This is a genomic window from Microcoleus sp. CAWBG27 (genome assembly GCF_020883145.1).
GTDB lineage: Bacteria > Cyanobacteriota > Cyanobacteriia > Cyanobacteriales > Microcoleaceae > Microcoleus.
Window position 1 is genome coordinate 21870 of record NZ_JAHREU010000012.1, and the last position, 20473, is coordinate 42342.

A 20473-nucleotide genomic window follows, 5' to 3' on the forward strand; every position below is an offset into this window, starting at 1 on the left:
CAAAGTTTGCGATGCTTCGCAACGGGGACGAAAAATCGGTAGACCGGGAAAAGAGAACGGGGAAATGGCGAACATCCCTAGAATCAAAACAGTACAAAAGAATTCCTATTTGGAATTCGACACATAAAACCGCGCTCGCTAGCGGGGGTTAGTCTGGGGAGCGAACACAAGACAATAAAACTCCTTGGTATATAATATTTTTGATATTTTTTTGATAGCCTCACTTTTTCAGCCTAAAATATGTAAGTATTTTTTACTTAGTCATACAAAGGTGGCAATATACTATATTCTGTAGTGCTATTGAAGTGGGGGAATGTGGGTTTAAATGAGTCTGGTAGAATGTTCTTCAACAGTTGACAGTTGACAGTTGACTGTTTGAGAGCAACCTCTACCTAGAAGGAAGAGGATTGGAGTAATGAATAGTCTGATTTTAATTTCTCCCGATCGGGATTGGGGCTTTCAACCAATTCTTTCTGGTAAGCTGACTGGGTGACAACCCCGTTAAAACCTATAACTAACAATGGTTAGACAGATTCACAATACAAAAAGATGGTAAGTATTATCAAAAAATCCCTGTCTAAAAAAGTTGCCTCATATTACCAAATCTCTTTCCAAAGAGGTACTCATAGTTATCACCAGCATCTGGCATTCAAGAGTATTGTTGTTATAGTGGCAGATATCATGTAAACGATGCTGGGGAAATATTAGCAAGTATAAAAAATAATTACCTTTGCCTTCTGCCTCCCCAAAAATATAATTTTGTTTGGGTGCAGCGGCTTGTGCAAGAAAATATATCGCTCCGGGGCGAAGCATGACCGCAGTGAATATGAGATTATAACTAATAACTTATATGCGGTCATGCTATAGCCATATTCAAAAACCAGATGCACCCTTTTGTTCTCTAATTATACCGCGAATTTAGGAATACCAATTTGCTTACTTGTTCAGACGAAAAGAACATCAGGTTTGAGCGAACCAACTATACAATAAACAATCCTAATTTTTTATTGGTATTTAGAGGGTGGCAAAACTTGCGATCGCTTTTGGTAGTAGCAATAAAATGAAAATCATGTGGAAATTACGGATTCTAATCAGACCCCAAGTACGTTAAGATAGTTTGTATGACAAACATAGTCAAGCAAAAAACTCCCAAAAAGCTCTCAAAAAAAGCTCTCAGATATTGTGTATAAAAGCACACTTTTAGCTTGACTGTGGTATATTATAACATAATTCACTCACTAGATTTAATTTAACTAAATACTTATGAGTATTAAGATTAACTACCAATTAATAGAAAAAATTAACGAAGGTTTGAATACAGTAGTTTATCGGGCTCAGAGGAAGCAAGATCGACAAGCTGTAATCATCAAAATTTTGAGAGCAGAATATCCTAATCTCGAAGAGATTATGCAATTGAGACATGAATACGAACTCTCTAGAAATCTCAATTTAGAAGGTGTTGTCAAGCCCTACAGATTAGAAAATCATCGCAATGGTCTGGCATTGATATTAGAAGATTCAAAAGGAGAAGCACTCAAAAACTTTTTGAGCAATCACAAGCTTAAACTAAAAGATTTTTTATCAATCGCTATTCAGTTAGCAGATACTCTGGGTAAGCTGCATGACAAGCAAATTATTCATAAAGATATTAAACCAACAAATATCATCATCCATCCTGCCACCCTCCAAGTAAAAATTACTGACTTTAGTATTGCTACGCGATTGTCTAGATCGACCCAAACACTCAGCCATCCCAATTTACTAGAAGGCACAATTGCCTATATGTCACCAGAGCAAACTGGGCGGATGAATCGCTCAATTGACTACCGCACAGACTTCTACTCTTTAGGTATCACATTCTATGAAATGATGTGCGGTGAACTGCCATTTAAAGCTACAGATCCAATGGAATTAGTTCACTGCCATATCGCTAAACAGCCTGTATCGCCCTGGAAAATTATATGTGCAAAAGAGCAAAATAGGAAAGTAAAAATTAGCAGCGATTACTCCAAATCTCAAATTCAAAATGGCGAGATTCTCAAAGCAATTTCTGACATTGTAATGAAATTAATAGCCAAGACTGCTGAAGATAGATATCAAAGTGGTTATGGTCTCAAGGCGGATCTAGAACAATGTCTAAATCAATTGCAGCAAAATGGAAAAGATTGTAACTTTATTCCGGGCAAGTGTGATAAATCAGGTCATTTTCTGATCCCCCAAAAACTCTACGGACGAGAAACACAAGTAGCCAATCTAATGGATGCTTTTGATAGAGTTAGCGCTGGAACAGCCGAGATGATGCTAGTTTCCGGTTACTCAGGAATAGGTAAATCATGCTTAGTTTATGAAATCCACAAACCCATTGTCAGAGCAAGGGGTTATTTTATCGCTGGTAAGTTCGATCAATTTAAACGCAATATTCCCTATGGAGCCTTGATTCAAGCGTTTGAAGAACTAATTCGACAATTGTTAACAGAAAGTTCTGAAAAAATAAATTTTTGGAAACAGGAGATTTTAAATAATTTAGGTCAAAATACTAGAGTCATAATTGACGTTATTCCCGAATTACAATTAATTGTTGGCGAGCAACCCGAAGTTACTCAACTAGGGGCAAGCGAATCACAAAACCGTTTCAATCATGTTTTTCAACAATTCATTCATGTTTTTACCCAAAAAGCACATCCCCTAGTATTATTTTTAGATGATTTGCAGTGGGCAGATTCTGCTTCTTTGAAATTGATTCATGTGCTGCTAACTGACCGAGATAGCAAATATTTATTGGTGATTGGAGCATATCGAAATAACGAAGTCAGCCCAGCTCATCCTTTAATGCAGACCTTAGATAGTATTTATTCATCTGGATCGATCGTCAATAATATCATCCTTCAACCGTTGACATTTAATACCGTCAGTCAATTAGTTGCTGATACTTTGGGTGAAAGCTTCTTATCAGCAGCATCTTCTCTGACTTGCTTGTTCGCTCAACAAGAACAACTTGAGGAAGAAAGTTTACTTGTAGGAAACGATGGATATGAAACACAAAGATGGCAATTACTAGCTGAGCTAGTTTTCAATAAAACTCAAGGAAATCCCTTTTTCTTAACTCAGCTACTCACTACCCTTTACGCAGAAAAGCTGTTGACATTCGACTTCAGCATTGGCAGATGGCAGTGGGATATGGGACAGATTCAAACTGTAGGAATCGCCGATTATAATGTCGTTGAACTCATCGCCAGAAACATTGAAAAACTACCTTCAGATACCCAGAAAGTTTTAAAGTTAGCAGCTTGTATTGGGAACCGATTTGATTTGGATGTTTTGGCAATAGTCAATGAAAAATCTATATCAGAAACGGCATCTGCTTTATGGGAGGGGCTTCAGACTGGTCTAATTTTGCCTTTGGGAGAAAGTGCTTGCAAAATACCGTTACTGTGCCAGGGTAATGAGTCCTTGGTAGTAGCCAATACTCAAGGAACCCAATTACAAATTAATAATTACAAAGTTTCCTACAGATTTTTGCATGACCGAGTGCAGCAAGCGGCGTATTCTCTGATTCCTGCTGAGCAGCAAAAAGCTACGCACCTGAAAATTGGTCAACTCTTGTTACAGAATATGAATCCAGACATCCTAGAAGACAATATCTTTGATATTGTTAACCAGCTAAATGTCGGAGTGGAATTCCTTACCGAGCAAGAAGAAAAATATAACCTGGCTCACTTAAATTTAATAGCTGGTCGGAAAGCCAAAGCAGCGTCAGCTTATGAAGCTGCTGTCACACAACTAAGAGTAGGGTTAAAACTCTTAGCAGAAAACAGTTGGCAGACCAACTACAATATGACACTATCACTCTATGTAGAAGCCGTAGAAGCGGAATATCTTAATACCAATTACGAAAGGTCAGCAACCCTGGCTGAAGTTGTTTTGCAAAAAGCAAATACTCTGCTCGAAAGAGTGAGGGTATACGAGCTCCAAATCCAGTTTTATATGGCTCAAAATCAGATGTTAAAAGCCATTGATACGGGTCTGCAAGTATTGGATATGCTGGGTGTTTCCTTGTCAAATGAAGTGGGCGACGGGGGTTTTGTTTTTGAGTTACCAAAGCTCAGTGACTTAGAAAATATCCCAGAAATGACAGACCCCTACAAAATAGCGGCTTTAAGGATAATGACATCCCTTGTTTCTCCTGCTGTTGCTGCTAATCCCGAAATTTTGCCCCTGCTTATAGTGAGCTTGGTTAAAATCTGCCTGGAACACGGCAACTCCCCTCTTAGTGCTGTTGCGTATGTTTCTTATAGTGTAATACTGTGTTCGGCAATCGGGGATATAGATGCTGGATATCATGCAGGCAACTTGGCTTTAAAGTTGTTGGATAAATTTAATGCAAACTCGCTTATATGTAAAGTACATCAAATATTTTATGGTTTGGTTATACATTGGAAAGCGCATGGTAAAGAAGCGTTGTTACCCTTACTCTCTGGGCTACAAAGTGGACTGGAAACTGGAGATATAGAATATGCTGGTTATTGTATTACTGTTTATTGCGCGAGCATATTTTTGACGGGGGAGCGATTAGACATTGTAGATCAGAAGCAAAGACAATATCTTGATTTGGCAATCAAGCTAAAACAAGACTATTCAATCTACTACATCAAAATATTCCACCAAATGACGCTAAATCTTGAAGATAGAAGTGGAGAAAAATGTCAGTTGATTGGCGAAAGTTTTAATGAAACACAAATGCTGCCTGTTTTTATTGAAACTAACAATCGAACTTTGCTATATGTTTCCTATCTTGCCAAAACAATTCTTTCTTATCTATTTAAAGAACCTAAGAATGCTCTTGCCAGCGCCAGTTTAGGCGCAGAACACGCAGGTAACGTCATGGGTATGGTAGTTTCTGCTCCTCATAACTTCTATTATTCCCTTGCTCTACTCGCTGTTTATCCTCAAGTTTCTCAGGCCGAACAACAACAATATATGAGCTTGGTAGAAGCTAATCAACAACAAATGCAGAAATGGGCATTCCATGCCCCCTTTAACTTCCAGCATAAGTACGAACTTGTGGAGGCCGAAAAAGCAAGGATTCAAGGGCAAATTGTAGAATCAATGGACTATTATGACCGAGCTATAACGGGAGCTAAAGAACAAGGATACATTCAGGAAGAAGCACTAGCTTCAGAACTAGCGGCAGAGTTTTATTTATCCCTGGGCAGAGACAAGTTTGCTCAAATTTATCTGACACAGGCTTACTATGGATATATTCGTTGGGGAGCCAATGCCAAAGTTAAAGATTTAGAGTCTAGATATCCTTTGGTATTTTCCGAGATTCTAAAGCGAGAATCCATAAGCCTAGAGATTAATAAGACAACAACATCGGTCGCAGGAGGAAATTCGGCGGTATTGGATTTGTCTACTGTCAACAAAGCATCTCTAGCTTTGGCTGAGGAAATAGTGCTGGATAAGTTGCTGAATAAGTTACTTAAAATTGTGATGGAAAATGCCGGAGCTACAAGTAGCTGCCTGATTCTAGAAAAAGATGGAAAGCTTTTGATAGAAGCTACAGGTGTTGTGGATAGTGATGCGGTTGTATTGTATTCAGACTCACCATTTGAAATAAGTGACAATATTCCTATTTCTATGATTAATTATGTTCGCATTGCCAAAGAAAATATCGCATTAAATGATGCAGCAGTTTCAGGAATATTTATCAACGATCCTTACATCATCAAAACCAAGCCGAAGTCAATCTTGTCTATGCCTCTTATTAATCAAGGCAAACTAATTGGAATTCTTTATTTAGAAAATAATCTGACAGTAGGTGCCTTTACAACGGAGAGGCTGGAATTGCTGAAGATACTTTCTTCACAGATAGCTATCTCCCTTAAAAATGCGATGCTCTATGGTAAATTGGAAGCCGCAACTCAAAAATTGAAAACAGCCAACGAGCAATTAGACGATTACAACCAAAGGCTGGAACAGAAAGTCGAAGCAAGGACGCTGGAGTTACAAGAAACAAATAGACTTTTGAGAGAACAAGCAGTTGAGCTTGAACTTGCTTTACAGGAATTGCAAGCGACACAGACTCAACTAATTCAGACTGAAAAAATGTCAAGTCTGGGGCAATTGGTTGGTGGTATAGCTCACGAAATTAATAACCCGATTAACTTTATCTATGGCAATCTTACCCACTCTAGTGACTATGTCGATCACTTGCTGGGGTTGCTGAATCTTTACCAGCAGCAATTGCCTAATGCAACTCCTGAGATTCAAAACTATGCAGAAGATATTGATATCGAATTCATAATTTCAGATTTTCCTAGATTGATTGATTCGATGCAGGTAGGGGCAGAGCGCATTCGCCAGATTATCTTGTCGCTACGGAATTTCTCGCGCTTGGATGAGGCTCAAATGAAACCAGTAGATATCCATGAAGGGATCGATAGCACTCTGCTGCTGTTACAAAATCAGCTACAAGCCAGCACCTCAAAATTAGGTATTGAAATTGTTAAAGAGTATGGAAAATTGCCTAGGGTAGAGTGTTACCCCGGCTTTTTAAACCAAGTATTTATGAATATACTCAACAATTCGATTGATGCGATAGAAGAGTCATTTGCGGTTTTTCCCACAGTAGCTGCACAGAAAAAAGAATTTGTGACGCATAATAAAGGAAAAATTTGCATTCGCACCAGAGTCGTAAACCGTAATAAAGTGGAGATATCTATTGCCGACAATGGAGCGGGGATGACTGAGGAAGTATGTCGAAAAATTTTCGATCCTTTCTTTACTACGAAACCTGTGGGATCGGGTACTGGTTTGGGGTTAGCTATTAGCTATCAAATTGTGGTGGAAAAACATCAGGGGAGCTTAACTTGTATTTCAGCACGAGGTAAGGGAGCGGAGTTCGTGATTGAGATTCCTATTCAGCAGAAAATTTAATAAGGAGAAGGTGGCAGGTATAAATTTTCTGAAAATTTGATAGTTAAAAATTATTCTACATTTTCGTCTTTCGATTATTGGCAATACCCTTTTTCAAGGGTTTTGGTACATCAGTCATGGATGCAAGTTTCACATTAAATAAAGGTACGTTGTTGCGCTTTAGCGCTCTAGCTTATATATCAATACCGTTTACTGGTATACCGCCCTGGGGGTAAAACCCTATGAAAAATAGATACGGAGATTGCTTCGTTCCTCTCGAAGGATCATCTTAAGTAAACCGTATTGGCTTATATATGAGAGCGCTAAAGCGCAACAACGTACTTAATTTTCGGACATTAGCGCTAAGTGAACCTTATAGAAATATAATAGGTGAGTTTAGGAATAGCAACTAAAATATAACGATGCCAGTGACTAGGTTTATGGGCTTGTATAAAGGGGTTTAACCCCTTATGTATGAAGGCATTTTTGTTAATAATTTAAGCATTTTGGCTGGATCAGCTTAACTCAGCAATAGTTACGAAAACAAAGCAAAAAAAAACTCTGTATACCTCGATATAAGGAAAAATAAAATGTTAGATAATTTCCCGGATAGGTGCATTCACGAACTATTTGAGTTCCAAGTAGAGCGATCGCCTGATGCCATTGCCGTAATTTTTGAAGGGAAGCAGCTAACTTATCAGGACTTAAACTCTCAAGCTAACCAGTTGGCACATTATCTGAAGACTGTGGGTGTTGGGCCAGAGGTATTGGTGGCAGCCTGTGTGGAGCGATCGCTGGAGATGGTTGTAGGTCTATTAGGTATTCTGAAAGCAGGGGGAGCTTATGTACCGCTAGATCCGCATTATCCGGCAAATAGACTGGCATTTATGTTGGAACATTCCCAAACGCCAGTGTTGCTTACACAACAGCATTTAGTCGGGTCTCTTCCCTCACATCAAGCGCGTGTCATCTGTTTGGATGGAAATTTAGAAACTGTCGATCGCTCCAGAGAGGAAAATCCAGACAGTGGGGTGACATCGGATAATTTAGCTTATGTGATTTACACATCCGGCTCTACTGGTCAACCGAAGGGAGTAGCGATCGAACATCGGGGTGCTGTCAACACTCTACTCGATATCAACCAACGCTTTGAAGTGGGAGCGGGCGATCGGGTCTTAGCTCTATCTTCCCTGAGCTTTGACCTATCCGTATATGATATTTTCGGCTTGCTGGTAGCAGGAGGAACGGTTGTAATCCCTCAAGTATCAGCAACGCCAGATCCAGCTCACTGGGTCGATTTGATAGTGCAAGCACAAGTCACTATTTGGAACTCTGCACCGGCATTGATGCAGATGCTGGTAGATTATGCGGCTGTTCATAGCAAAGATTTATCTTCGTCTCTGCGATTAGTCCTTCTCAGCGGCGATTGGATACCTTTGACTTTGCCCGATCGAATCAAAAATTTAGTTTCTACTAGGTGGGTGTCGCAAAGTTTAGATTTAGATATTGAACCTCAGTTGAGTAGGGCGGGCGTCCAGCCCGGCCAGTGCCTTGATTCAAGGTCTCAGCTAGACCAATCTTTAATCCCTGCTGTCATCGGCTTAGGAGGTGCAACGGAGGCTTCCATTTGGTCGATTTTATATCCCATCGACACAATAGACCCCACGTGGAAAAGTATCCCTTACGGTGGGTCAATGACCAACCAGCATTTTTATGTGCTCGACGAAGCGATGGAACCATGTCAAGAGGGAGTAGTCGGGGGGCTTTATATTGGGGGAATTGGTTTAGCCAGGTGCTATTGGCGAGATGAGGAAAAGACTAGCAAACGCTTCATCACTCATCCCCATACAGGCGATCGGCTTTACTGTACGGGCGATTTGGGTAGCTATCTGCCGGATGGCAACATCGAGTTTATAGGCCGCATCGACCACCAAGTGAAAATTCGCGGTTTCCGCATTGAGCTAGGCGAGATTGAAGCGGTGCTGGGACAACACCCCGACGTGCAGGTAGCAGTGGTAGCAGTACAAGAAGATGTCCCCGGACAGAAGCGCTCGATCGCCGCTTATGTTGTTTCCAAGGTCACCGCAGAACGAATACCCTTTAAAAGCGAGTGTTTAGCAGAATTTGATGGCGATCGCTCAGTTAAGCTAGAAACAGAGGATATATCGATCGGTGGGATTTGCGCGATCGGAGTGCCAGATAATTGGTCAAAAGGTAAACGCCTGCACTTGCGCCTCGTGCTACCGGGAGATACCGAAGAGCGATGTTTTGAGGGAACTGTCGCTTGGTGTCAAGGAAATCAGGCAGGAATTGAGTTATCTCTCACAGCGAGTGAAAAAGCTGTGATTCAGCAGAGTATCGACTACCTCCTAGAAACTCAAGGCTTCTTAAAATTTTTGCAACGCACGACAGCGGGCAAGTTGCGTAACTTCCTGAAAGATAAGTTGCCAGACTATATGGTGCCTTCCAGCTTTGTGTTCCTGAAAACCATGCCGCTCACGCCCAACGGCAAAATAGACCGTCAGAAGCTACTAGCGCCTGCCATTAAAATTCCCGAACTAGGACAAGATTATGTCGCACCTCAAACTCCTGTGGAAGATGTGGTGGCAGGAATCTGGGCCGAAGTTCTGGGACTAGAGCGAGTGGGTATTCGCGACAATTTTTTAGAATTGGGAGGTCACTCTCTGCTAGTCACGCAGATTGCAACTCGAATCCGAGACACTTTCCAGGTAGAGTTACCTTTGCGTACCTTGTTTGAGTCTGCCACAGTCGCCGATCTGGCTCGCAATCTGGAAATCGCCACTCAAAAATCTCCAACACCCCAGCCTTCCTCGATTCAACCGATTTCGCGGCATCGGGACTTACCTCTATCCTTCAGCCAGCAACAACTGTGGTTTTTATGTCAACTGGCTCCCGATCTACCTTTTTATAACGAACCGATTACCATTCGCCTACCTGGTCCCGCCAACATTGCTGCTCTGGAGCGCAGCATCAACGAAATCATCAAGCGTCACGAAATTTTGCGATCGACCTTTGCTCTCGTGGATGGGCAGCCAGTGATGGTGATTAAAGATGCCTTTAATTTCACCCTGCCAGTGGTGAATATTGGGGAATTGCCAGAGGCAGAACGGGAGTCTGAAGCATTGCGGCTGGCAACTTTGGAAGCGCAGCAGCCTTTTGACCTTACTGAAGACTCACTGCTGCGGGGTACTCTCATGCGGTTGGGCGAGGCGGATTACAGGTTGTTCCTGACCATACACCACATCGCGATCGATGGTGTTTCTCTGTACAGCTTGTTTATGAAGGAACTGGCGACACTCTACAGCGCCTTTTGTTTGGGCTGGCGATCGCCCCTGCCAGAACTGCCGGTTCAGTTTGCGGACTTTGCCTATTGGCAACGGCAATGGCTACAGGGAGAGGTGCTGGAAAACCAACTGAGATACTGGAAACAGCAACTAGCGAATCTGCCAACACTGCAACTGCCAACAGATCGATCGCGATCGCCAGTGCAAACCTTCCGGGGTACGAGGCAATGTCTGGCCCTACCTCTGAGTCTAACCGAGAGGCTCAAAGATCTGAGTCGCAGGGAAGGTGTCACTCTGTTTATGACGTTGATGGCAGCGTTCCAAACTTTACTCTACCGTTACACGGGACAGACCGATATTCCTGTGGGCACAGTCGCTAACCTCCGCAACCGACAAGAGTTAGAAGGGATGATTGGTTACTTCCTCAACACCTTGGTAGTGCGTACTGACCTTTCTGGCAACCCCACCTTTAAAGAGCTGCTTGCAAGGGTGCGGGAGGTAACAATAGGGGCTTATACCCATCAAGAATTGCCCTTCCAAAAGCTGGTGGAAGAAATACAGCCTGAACGCAATCTGAGCTATAATCCTCTATTCCAAGTCGTGTTTGTCCTCGAACCCCCACTTGCTGAAATGGATGGATGGAGGATTAGCCAGCTAGATATCGATACTGGCACAGCAAAGTTCGATCTAAACTTAGAACTAGATGAAAGACCTTCAGGCATCATTGGTCGCATTGAGTACAACACAGATTTGTTTAATGCTGACACGATCGATCGGATGGTTGGACATTTCCAAACCCTGCTGGAAGGAATCGTCTCTAATCCAGAGCAAAAAATCTCAGAATTACCCCTTTTAACTGAGTGGGAACGGCAGCAGTTAGTAGCGTGGAATAATACCGCAACCGATTACCCTCAAAATGCGTGCATACACCAGTTGTTTGAAGAGCAGGTAGAGCGATCGCCCGATGCTATTGCCCTAGTATTTGAAGACCAACAACTTACCTATAAAGAGCTGAACCAACGAGCAAACCAGTTAGCGCATTATCTGGGCAAATTAGGTGTCACCGCTGAAGTAATGGTGGGGATTTGTGTAGAGCGTTCCTTGGAGATGGTAGTGGGACTGCTGGGCATTCTCAAAGCTGGCGGGGCTTATGTACCACTAGATCCAGCTTATCCGCCAGAGCGTTTGGCCTTGATGTTAGAAGATGCCCAAGTACCAGTGCTGTTGACTCAGAGGCGGTTAGTTGAATCTCTTCCCAAACACCAAGCGCGAGTTGTCTGTCTGGACACAGATTGGGAAATTATTGAGCGACAGAGTGAGGAAAATCCTGAATTCAGCTTAACCTCTGAGAACCTGGCTTATGTGATTTACACTTCCGGGTCTACAGGGAAGCCAAAAGGCGTACTTGTCGGGCATCGAGGACTATGCAACCTGGCTATAGCACAGATTCAGATATTCGACGTACAACCGAACAGCAGAGTTCTCCAATTTGCTTCCTTGAGCTTTGATGTTGCAACTTCCGATTGGGTGATTACCTTGTGTTCGGGGGCAACTCTCTGTATCGCAATCAATAATGCTCTTTTGGCAGGTTCTGATTTGATTGAGGTATTGCGCGATCGAGCTATTACCCACATTGAATTACCAGTAGCAGTCTTGGGAGTTGTTCCTTTTGAAGAGCTTTCTACATTGCAAACAATTATTGTTGGGGGAGAAACTGTTTCCGTCGATGTTGTGGCTAAGTGGGCACCGGGTCGTCGATTCTTTAACGCTTATGGGCCGACCGAATCCACCGTTTGTGCAACGATCGCCGAATGTACCGATAGTCAAGAGCCGCCGTCCATCGGTCGCCCGATCGCCAATACGCAAGTTTATCTGTTGGATGCCCATTTGCAGCTTGTGCCGATCGGCATTCCCGGAGAAATCTATATTGGCGGTGCAGGTTTAGCGCGGGGCTACCTCAACCGACCTGAACTAACTGCGGAACGCTTTATTCCCAACCCCTTTAGCAACGAACCGGGTTCTCGCCTCTATAAAACAGGCGACTTAGCTCGCTACTTACCCGATGGCAATATCGAATTTCTAGGCCGCATCGATCACCAAGTAAAAATTCGGGGCTTCCGCATCGAATTAGGAGAAATTGAGGCGGTATTAAGCCAACACCCAGATGTGCAGGAGTCTCTAGTTATCAGCCGCTCCGATGTCTCCGGCAACCAGCGCTTAGTCGCTTATATTATTTCCAACCTCGGACTAGAACACACAGATATCGGCAGTTGGCGCAACTTTTTGAAGCAAAAACTGCCCGACTATATGGTGCCTTCTAGCTTTGTATTTTTGCCTAATTTCCCACTTACACCCAATGGCAAAGTAGACCGTAAGGCACTGCCTGAACCTGAGGCTATTAACCCAGAGTTGTCAGCAACTTATGTGGCTCCTAAAACTGAGATAGAACAAACTATCGCTACTGTTTGGCAACAGCTATTACACTTGGAAAAAGTAGGTGTAGATGATAATTTCTTCGATTTAGGAGGTCATTCATTATTGATGGCTCAGGCTCACAGCCAACTGCGCGAAGTGGTGGACAGAGATGTGTCAATCGTTGAAATGTTTAAATATCCAACCATCAGCTCTTTGGCTAAATATTTAAGTGAGGAGGCTGCGGAACAATCCTCTGTTGGGTCAAGTCAAGAGCGGATCAAAAAACAAAAAGATGCCATGAACAGCCAAAAGCAAAAACAAGCGCTAAAGGGAAAGAATAAAAATCGATAACTCTAAATTTTCCAAATGAGGTACGTAGTTGCGCTCTTAGGTACGTAGTTGCGCTTCAGCGCTCCGGAAGGAGGCTCAAGCCCAACAACATACCATCCCGAAAGAGGGCTCAAGCCCAACAACATACCATCCTCAAAGAGGGCTCGCATCCCAACAACATACCTAAGAGGGCTCGCATCCCAACAACATACCGATTCAATTGTCCAAAGTATTGTTACCAGGAAAGAATCAAAATGGATAACTCTGAAAAAACCACCCAATCTTCTCTAGAAGGTATCGCGATCGTCGGCATGGCGGGTCGCTTTCCTGGCGCGAAAAATGTTGATGAATTTTGGGAAAACCTGCGTGATGGTGTGGAATCTATTTCTTTCTTCTCGGAACAAGAACTAGAATCTTTCGGGATTGAGCCATCAGTCGTGCACGATCCTCGCTATGTAAAAGCCAGAGCGGTACTAGCAGATATTGAGTTGTTTGATGCTTCATTCTTTGGGTTGAATCCTAGGGAAGCTGAAATCACAGATCCACAGCACCGCTTTTTCTTGGAGTCGGCTTGGGAGGCTCTAGAAAATGCGGGCTACAACTCCGAAACTTACGAAGGTTCGATTGGGGTATACGCAGGCGCAGGGAGTTTCAATACTTATTTTTTGAATAACCTTTATCCTAATCGTCAGCTTAGAGAATCGGTTGGAGATTTCCAACTTACGATCGCCAATGAGAAAGATTTTCTGTCAACTCGCGTTTCTTATAAATTAAACTTGAAGGGGCCGAGTGTTACTGTCCAAACAGCCTGTTCGACTTCATTAGTTGCGATCGGCATGGCTTGCCAAAGTTTGCTAAATTACCAATGCGATATGGCTTTGGCTGGTGGCGTGTCTATAGGTGTCAATCAAAAGACAGGCTATTTTTATAAAGAGGGCATGATTCTTTCTCCAGACGGGCACTGTAGAGCTTTTGATGCTAGTGCACAGGGAACTGTTAGCGGTAGCGGTGTGGGAATTGTGGTTTTGAAAAGATTAGAGGAGGCGATCGCAGATGGAGATTACATTCATGCGGTAATCAAAGGTTGCGCTATTAATAATGATGGTGCTGTGAAAGCTGGCTACACAGCTCCTAGTATAGACGGTCAGGCGCAGGCGATCGCAGATGCCTTAGCACTAGCCGAGATTCCCCCTGAAACCGTCACCTATATAGAAGCTCACGGCACCGGAACACCCCTGGGCGATCCGATCGAAATCGCTGCGCTGACGCAAGCTTTCTCTGTGGAAACTAAGAAAAAAGGCTTTTGTGCGATCGGTTCGGCAAAAACCAATATCGGACATTTAGATACTGCGGCTGGTGTCGCTGGCTTAATCAAAACTGTCCAGGCTCTCAAACACCAGCTAATACCCCCTAGCTTGCATTTTGAACAGCCAAATCCTCAGATTGATTTTGCCAACAGTCCTTTTTATGTCAATACCCAACTTTCCGAATGGAAAGCAGGTAAATCACCCCGTCGTGCTGGAGTTAGTTCTTTTGGCATTGGTGGAACAAATGCTCATGTAGTTCTTGAAGAAGCGCCTCTTGTAGAAGCATCAGGAGAATCTCGCCCATCGCAACTGTTAGTTTTGTCGGCAAAAACTAGCTCGGCACTTGATAGTGCTACTGCCAACTTAAGCAAGTATTTGAAACAAAACACCGATGTAAATTTGGCTGATGTGGCTTACACGCTGCAAGTCTGTCGAAAGGCTTTTAACCATCGGCGCATAGTGGTTTGCAATGACAGTCAAGATGGTTTAACAGCCCTTGAGAATCTCGATTCAAAACGAGTTTTTACCAACTTCCAAGAGTCCAAAAATCCACCTGTCGTATTTATGTTTTCAGGACAGGGTTCCCAGTACATCAATATGAGCTTGGAGGTTTATCAAGTTGAACCAACATTTCGCGAACAGATGGATCTATGTTCGGAAATACTGAAACCTTACTTGGGCCTTGACTTGCGCCACGTACTTTATCCAAGCGCAGCAGAAGCAGAAGCAGCTACCAACCAACTAACACAGACTGCGATCGCACAACCTGCACTATTTGCGATCGAATATGCTTTAGCTAAATTGTGGATGTCTTGGGGAGTGCATCCTCAAGCAATTATTGGTCATAGCATTGGCGAATATGTAGCAGCTTGTTTGGCTGGCGTGTTCTCCTTGGAAGAGGGCTTATCCTTGGTAGCTGCACGAGGTAAATTGATGCAACAACTGCCTGCTGGTTCCATGCTTGCAGTGCCACTTACAGAACAGCAAGTCAAACCCTTACTCGGCAATAAGCTGGATCTAGCTGCGATCAATGGAGCATCTCTAAGCGTGATTTCAGGTGCCATCGATGCCGTAGATGAATTGGAACAAAAACTAAAAGAAAAAGGTGTAGAGTGTCGCAGGTTGCACACATCCCATGCCTTTCATTCACAAATGATGGAGCCAATTTTAGAGCCATTTACCGAAGAGGTGAAAAAAGTCAAGCTCAAATCACCAAAAATTCCCTACATATCCAATGTTACTGGGAATTGGATTACAGCAGGGGAGGCAACAAGCCCCAGTTATTATGCTCAACACCTGCGTCAAACAGTAAGGTTTGCAGAGGGTTTACAACAGCTATTAAACCAGCCCAATCAAATATTGCTAGAAGTGGGCCCCGGACGGACATTGAACGCGCTAGCAAAACAACACCAAAATAAGCCATCTCAACAGATTATACTTTCTTCATTGCGCCATCCGCAAGACCAAAACTCAGATGTAGCTTTCTTACTTACTACATTGGGTCAACTCTGGTTAGGAGGAGTACAAATAGATTGGTCTCAATTTTATGCTGATGAGCAGCGTTATCGTCTCCCATTGCCAACCTATCCGTTTGAGCGCCAACGTTACTGGATTGAACCACCAGGAATCGAGCAACCGATTCAAATTGGATCTTTACCCGATGACAATTCCCCAAATGTAGATTCAGCACAACTCCATTCTCGACCGAATCTACAAAATACTTATAGTGTTCCTAGAGATGAAATTGAGCAAACTATTGCTACGATATGGCAAGAATTTCTGGGGATTGAGCAAGTGGGAATTGATGATGACTTTTTTGATTTAGGAGGGGATTCATTATTAGCAGTTCAACTAATAACTAAGTTAAACGAAAAACTGCAAAAAAACTTGTCTCCCCACAGCCTGTTACAATCATCAACTATTGCAGCTTTGGCTGAATTAATTAAAGATGATTCCGGGTTGTCTGCGAGTGATGATCGGCAATCCCAGTCAGCTTCTGAGTCCTTATTAGTGGAGATTCGGCGGGGGAGTTTGAAACAACCTTTGTTTTTAGTGCATCCGGTAGGCGGACACGTTTACATTTATCGGGATTTGGCACGTTATCTCGGTTCAGAGCGGCCTATTGTGGGAATACAAGCACCTGCTTCGGTTGATGAAACAGATGCCTGTACTACAGTTGAGGAAATGGCAACTCGCTATATCGAAGCGCTGCGGATTCGCCAACCTGAAGGGCCCTATTTCCTAGGAGGTTCTTCCTTTGGTGGCACGGTTGCTTTTGAGATGGCGCAACAACTGAATGCGATCGGTCAAAAAGTAGCATTGCTAACTCTGATAGATACTCCTGGCCCCGGTCAAATGCCTGTTTTAGCGACAGAAGATGATACAGCAATTCTGGTTTATATACTAGGTGTTGGTTTCGATCTGTCTCTTTCTTTGGATGTCCTCCAACAGCTTGAGCAAGATGAGCAACTTCTCTACTTTTTGGAGCAAGTAAAGATTGCTAATAGGGTAGTTCCTCCCGATTTTGGATTGCCTGAGATTCGTCAGTTTCTGCATCTGTTTAAAGTACACGGTGAAGCTATGCGAAATTATATCCCTCAAGCTTATCCGGGTCGAATTATCTTTTTTCGTGCTAGCGAACAAAATGAAGTTAATCCTAAGAATCCTGAATTGCCATGGATTGAGGTGGCTGGGGGAGGGATAGAGGTTCGAGAGGTACCGGGAAATCATATTACTATGAATTACCCTCCTCATGTTCAGGTTATGGCTGAGCAACTTAGAGGATATATTGATTAGGTACTGATTAGGTACGTTTTAGGTACGTTGTTGGGCTTTAGCCCTCTTTCGGAGCTCTGAAGCGCAACTACGAGCCTTTCGGAGCGCTGAAGCGCAACTACATACCTTTCGGAGCGCTGAAGCGCAACTACATACCTTTCGGAGCGCTGAAGCGCAACTACGTACCTTTCGGAGCGCTGAAGCGCAACTACGTACCTTTCGGAGCGCTGAAGCGCAACTACGTACCTTTCGGAGCGCTGAAGCGCAACTACGTACCTTTCGGAGCGCTGAAGCGCAACTACATACCTTTCGGAGCGCTGAAGCGCAACTACTTACCTTTATGTATGAATATCGTAAATTAACTTTAGAACAACGGGTGCAAATTGTTAATGAAAGGTTGGCTAAGGGATATCCTGCTCATTCTCCACCTCATCCAGTGCGAGATTTTGAATTTTATCATCTTACAGTTAGTTGTTTTGAGCATAAATCTCGGATTAATACTCAGGAACGCCGTCACCAACTTTTAGATTCAATTTTTGAGAAGTTTATTTCCGATGGTATCGAAATTAATGCTTGGGTAGTTTTACCAAATCATTATCATCTCTTAGTCCATCATGTTAATATGCGACAATTAAGTGTGCTATTTCGTTCGATTCACGGCCCGTTGGCTCGACAATGGAATCTTGAGGATCGTGTTACAGGTAAAGTGTGGTGTTCATTTAGCGATCGCGCTATTCGTTCCGAAGGGCATTATTATACAACTATTAATTATATCAATTACAATCCTGTCAAACATGGCTGGGCAAAATCTCCTTATGATTGGTCAGCAAGTAGCGTACATTGGTATTTAGAGTATCAAGGAAGAGAGTGGCTAAGAAGTGCATGGACAGAATATCCGGTAAGAGATTATGGAAAAGGATGGGATGATTAAGGTAGGTAGTTAAAGGTATGTAGTTGCGCTTCAGCGCTCTTAGGGTACGTAGTTGCGCTTCAGCGCTCTTAGGTACGTAGTTGCGCTTCAGCGCTCTTAGGTACGTAGTTGCGCTTCAGCGCTCTTAGGGCTAAAGCCCAACAACATACCAATTAACTCTTAGGGCTGAAGCCCAACAACATACCAAAGAGCTCTTGGGGCTGAAGCCCAACAACATACCAAATACTTATAATTGGAGAAATCATGGTTTTATATACAGAAAATACCCAAGCTGAAAACGAAAAATCATCGTCAGTGCTACTAGAAATGATGTATGGATTTAAAAAAACCCAGGCTCTTTTTGTAGCGGCTAAACTTGAAATAGCAGATATTCTGAGTGATGGTTCTAAGACTGCTGATGAACTTGCGGAAGCTGCTGGTGTAAATTCTCAGGGTATTTATCACCTGATGCGTATGCTGGTAAGTGTTGGTGTGTTTTCTATGGAAGATAATGATAAGTTTTGCTTGAATGCTTTGGGCAAGCATCTCTTGACTGGTACTTCTGATTCTTTGCGAGGTACGGTGCTGGCAATGGGTGATGAATTATATCAGGGATGGGGTAATTTATTGCACAGTATAAAGACGGGAGAAACGGCTTTTGAACATAGTTTTAAGATGAGTTTTTATAGCTATTTGATGCAGAATTCTGAGGCGGCTATAAATTTCAATGAGTGGATGAAGGAGACAACAAGGGAGTGGCTGCTTCCGGTGCTTGAAGCTTATGATTTTTCAGGGTTTAAGACGCTTGTGGATGTTGGAGGGGGTATTGGAACTCTCACGGCTGTTATTCTAAATGCTAATCCCCAAATGCAAGCTATTTTGTTCGATCGCGAAGATGTGATTGTGGATGCACCTCAGGTTTTGCACGCGGCTGGAGTTGCAGATAGGTGTCAAGTCGTTGGAGGCAGCTTTTTTGAGGCGGTGCCGGGTGGTGGGGATCTTTACTTACTCTCTCGTGTGCTCCTCAATTGGGATGATGAGCGTGCTATTACAATTCTTAAAAGTTGCTATGAAGCTATGACAGCTAACGATCGCCTGCTGATTGTTGATTTTATGCTGCCTTCAGGCAAAATGTCGCCTTTTATTGGTATGGGTAGCCTAACTTTGTTTGTGATAGGCGGTACTTTTATGCGGAGGGAAGATGAATTTTATCATTTGCTTTCCTCTGCTGGCTTTAAAGTGACTGATACGATCGCCACAAAAGGGCCTGCAAGTGCGATCGAGGCTTCAACAGTTGACAGTTGACAGTTGACAGTTGACAGTTGAAAAGCGACCTCTACCTAAAAGGAAGAGGATTGGAGTAATGAATAGTCTGATTTTAATTTCTCCCTCAAAGGGTTGCGGCTTTCAACCAATTCTTTCTGGTAATACTCAATCCTAGTTAGCTGCTCCTTTTATGATTGGGCGGTTGAGACCGCTTTCATACAAATAAAATGGGTAGTTGATGGGAGATGATTTGAGTGCGGGCTTCCTTCAGTCTTGTTGGGTAGAAAACTGGCGGGCGCCGATCGCAGAAAAGGCGATCGCAGCCACCAACAAAACAGGTATGCTGTACCAAGGAAACTTGCCGATATCGTAGGCAGCAGCCCTCAATCCAATGCTGGCATAAGTCAGCGGTAACAGATAAACTATGCCTTTCAGGGCTACTGGTAGCGACGCGGGGTCGAAAAATGTCGCACCTAAAAAAGACATCGGAGTTATCAGAAAATTGTTGTACAATCCGACTGATTCGAGAGATTTTACGTTTAAACCCACTATCACTCCCAGGCCCGCAAATACAGCAGAGTTGAGAATTATCACTAACAAAAATAGCGGATGCAAAAATACTAGCTTTTGAGTAAACACAACTGCTACTAAAATCACGGAAACCGAAGTTAGCAGTCCCCGCAGTATTCCGGCTAGCATTTTGCCTGCGTGCAAAGCTAGGGGGTGTACCGGCAGCAGTAGCAATTCCTCAAATGTTTTACTAAAAAGGCGTTCGCCACAAATAGAAAATACTGCGCCTGTAAAACTTACTGTCATCGATGAAAGTGCAACCATTCCCGGCAGCATGAATTCTAGATAATTGCCACCAATTGCCGGTTTAGGCATGGAACTGCCCAATCCGAAACCAAAAGCTAGAATGTAAATTAATGGGGATGTTAAACCAGCAGCGGCAATTGGCAGGATTCGGACTCGCAAATCTAGCCATTCTCCCCAAAACACGGTCATTGTGTCTGTTAGTAGAGTTTTAATTGAGGTTTGTTTCATGGTTGGGCGAGTTAAACAGTTGACAGTTGACAGTTGACCTGTGACAGCGAAGTGATAAGAACGGAGATTTAAACTCCGTTCTTATCACAATCTGCCGACCTGAGTAAGGGCTTCAAACCCCGGCTATTCGGTGATTTGCAGAATTGATATCGAGTCCTGTCAATTAACGGGAATAAATATTATATCATGTGCGATCGAATGAGCGT

The 20473-nt window shown here is 43.2% G+C and carries 6 protein-coding genes; 5 read left to right on the plus strand and 1 reads right to left on the minus strand.

The window, feature by feature from the left end:
• The first annotated feature begins 1263 nt into the window (after positions 1-1263).
• The 5 genes from QZ938_RS09420 to QZ938_RS09440 all read left to right on the plus strand — a co-directional run bounded on the left by QZ938_RS09420 (position 1264) and on the right by QZ938_RS09440 (position 19262).
• Positions 1264-6936 (plus strand): ATP-binding sensor histidine kinase, encoded by a 5673-nt coding sequence (locus QZ938_RS09420; RefSeq protein WP_293350923.1) that lies wholly within the window; start codon positions 1264-1266, stop codon positions 6934-6936.
• 569 nt (positions 6937-7505) lie between these two features.
• Positions 7506-12986 (plus strand): non-ribosomal peptide synthetase, encoded by a 5481-nt coding sequence (locus tag QZ938_RS09425; protein ID WP_293350926.1) that lies wholly within the window; start codon positions 7506-7508, stop codon positions 12984-12986.
• A 233-nt stretch (positions 12987-13219) separates the two neighbouring features.
• Positions 13220-17068: a beta-ketoacyl synthase N-terminal-like domain-containing protein gene (locus QZ938_RS09430; RefSeq protein ID WP_293350931.1), complete on the plus strand. Its 3849-nt coding sequence runs from the start codon at positions 13220-13222 to the stop codon at positions 17066-17068.
• 319 nt (positions 17069-17387) lie between these two features.
• The gene (locus tag QZ938_RS09435) at positions 17388-17978 is read left to right on the plus strand and encodes a transposase (RefSeq protein ID WP_293350940.1); all 591 of its coding nucleotides are present in this window, start codon (positions 17388-17390) and stop codon (positions 17976-17978) included.
• Between the two features lie 243 nt (positions 17979-18221).
• Entirely contained in the window at positions 18222-19262 is a 1041-nt protein-coding gene (locus QZ938_RS09440) for a methyltransferase (RefSeq protein ID WP_293350943.1), read from the plus strand.
• Between the two features lie 228 nt (positions 19263-19490).
• Here the strand turns inward: QZ938_RS09440 and QZ938_RS09445 are convergent, their stop codons facing one another.
• On the minus strand, positions 19491-20267 hold the full coding sequence (locus QZ938_RS09445; RefSeq protein ID WP_293350946.1) for an ABC transporter permease: 777 nt from the start codon (positions 20265-20267) through the stop codon (positions 19491-19493).
• Positions 20268-20473: the final 206 nt, after the last annotated feature.

Bases quoted from the DNA above. Each gene is read 5' to 3' on its own strand.
- QZ938_RS09420 (WP_293350923.1), top strand. From the start codon at position 1,264: ATGAGTATTAAGATTAACTACCAATTAATAGAAAAAATTAACGAAGGT.
- QZ938_RS09425 (WP_293350926.1), top strand. From the start codon at position 7,506: ATGTTAGATAATTTCCCGGATAGGTGCATTCACGAACTATTTGAGTTC.
- QZ938_RS09430 (WP_293350931.1), top strand. From the start codon at position 13,220: ATGGATAACTCTGAAAAAACCACCCAATCTTCTCTAGAAGGTATCGCG.
- QZ938_RS09435 (WP_293350940.1), top strand. From the start codon at position 17,388: ATGTATGAATATCGTAAATTAACTTTAGAACAACGGGTGCAAATTGTT.
- QZ938_RS09440 (WP_293350943.1), top strand. From the start codon at position 18,222: ATGGTTTTATATACAGAAAATACCCAAGCTGAAAACGAAAAATCATCG.
- QZ938_RS09445 (WP_293350946.1), bottom strand. From the start codon at position 20,267: ATGAAACAAACCTCAATTAAAACTCTACTAACAGACACAATGACCGTG.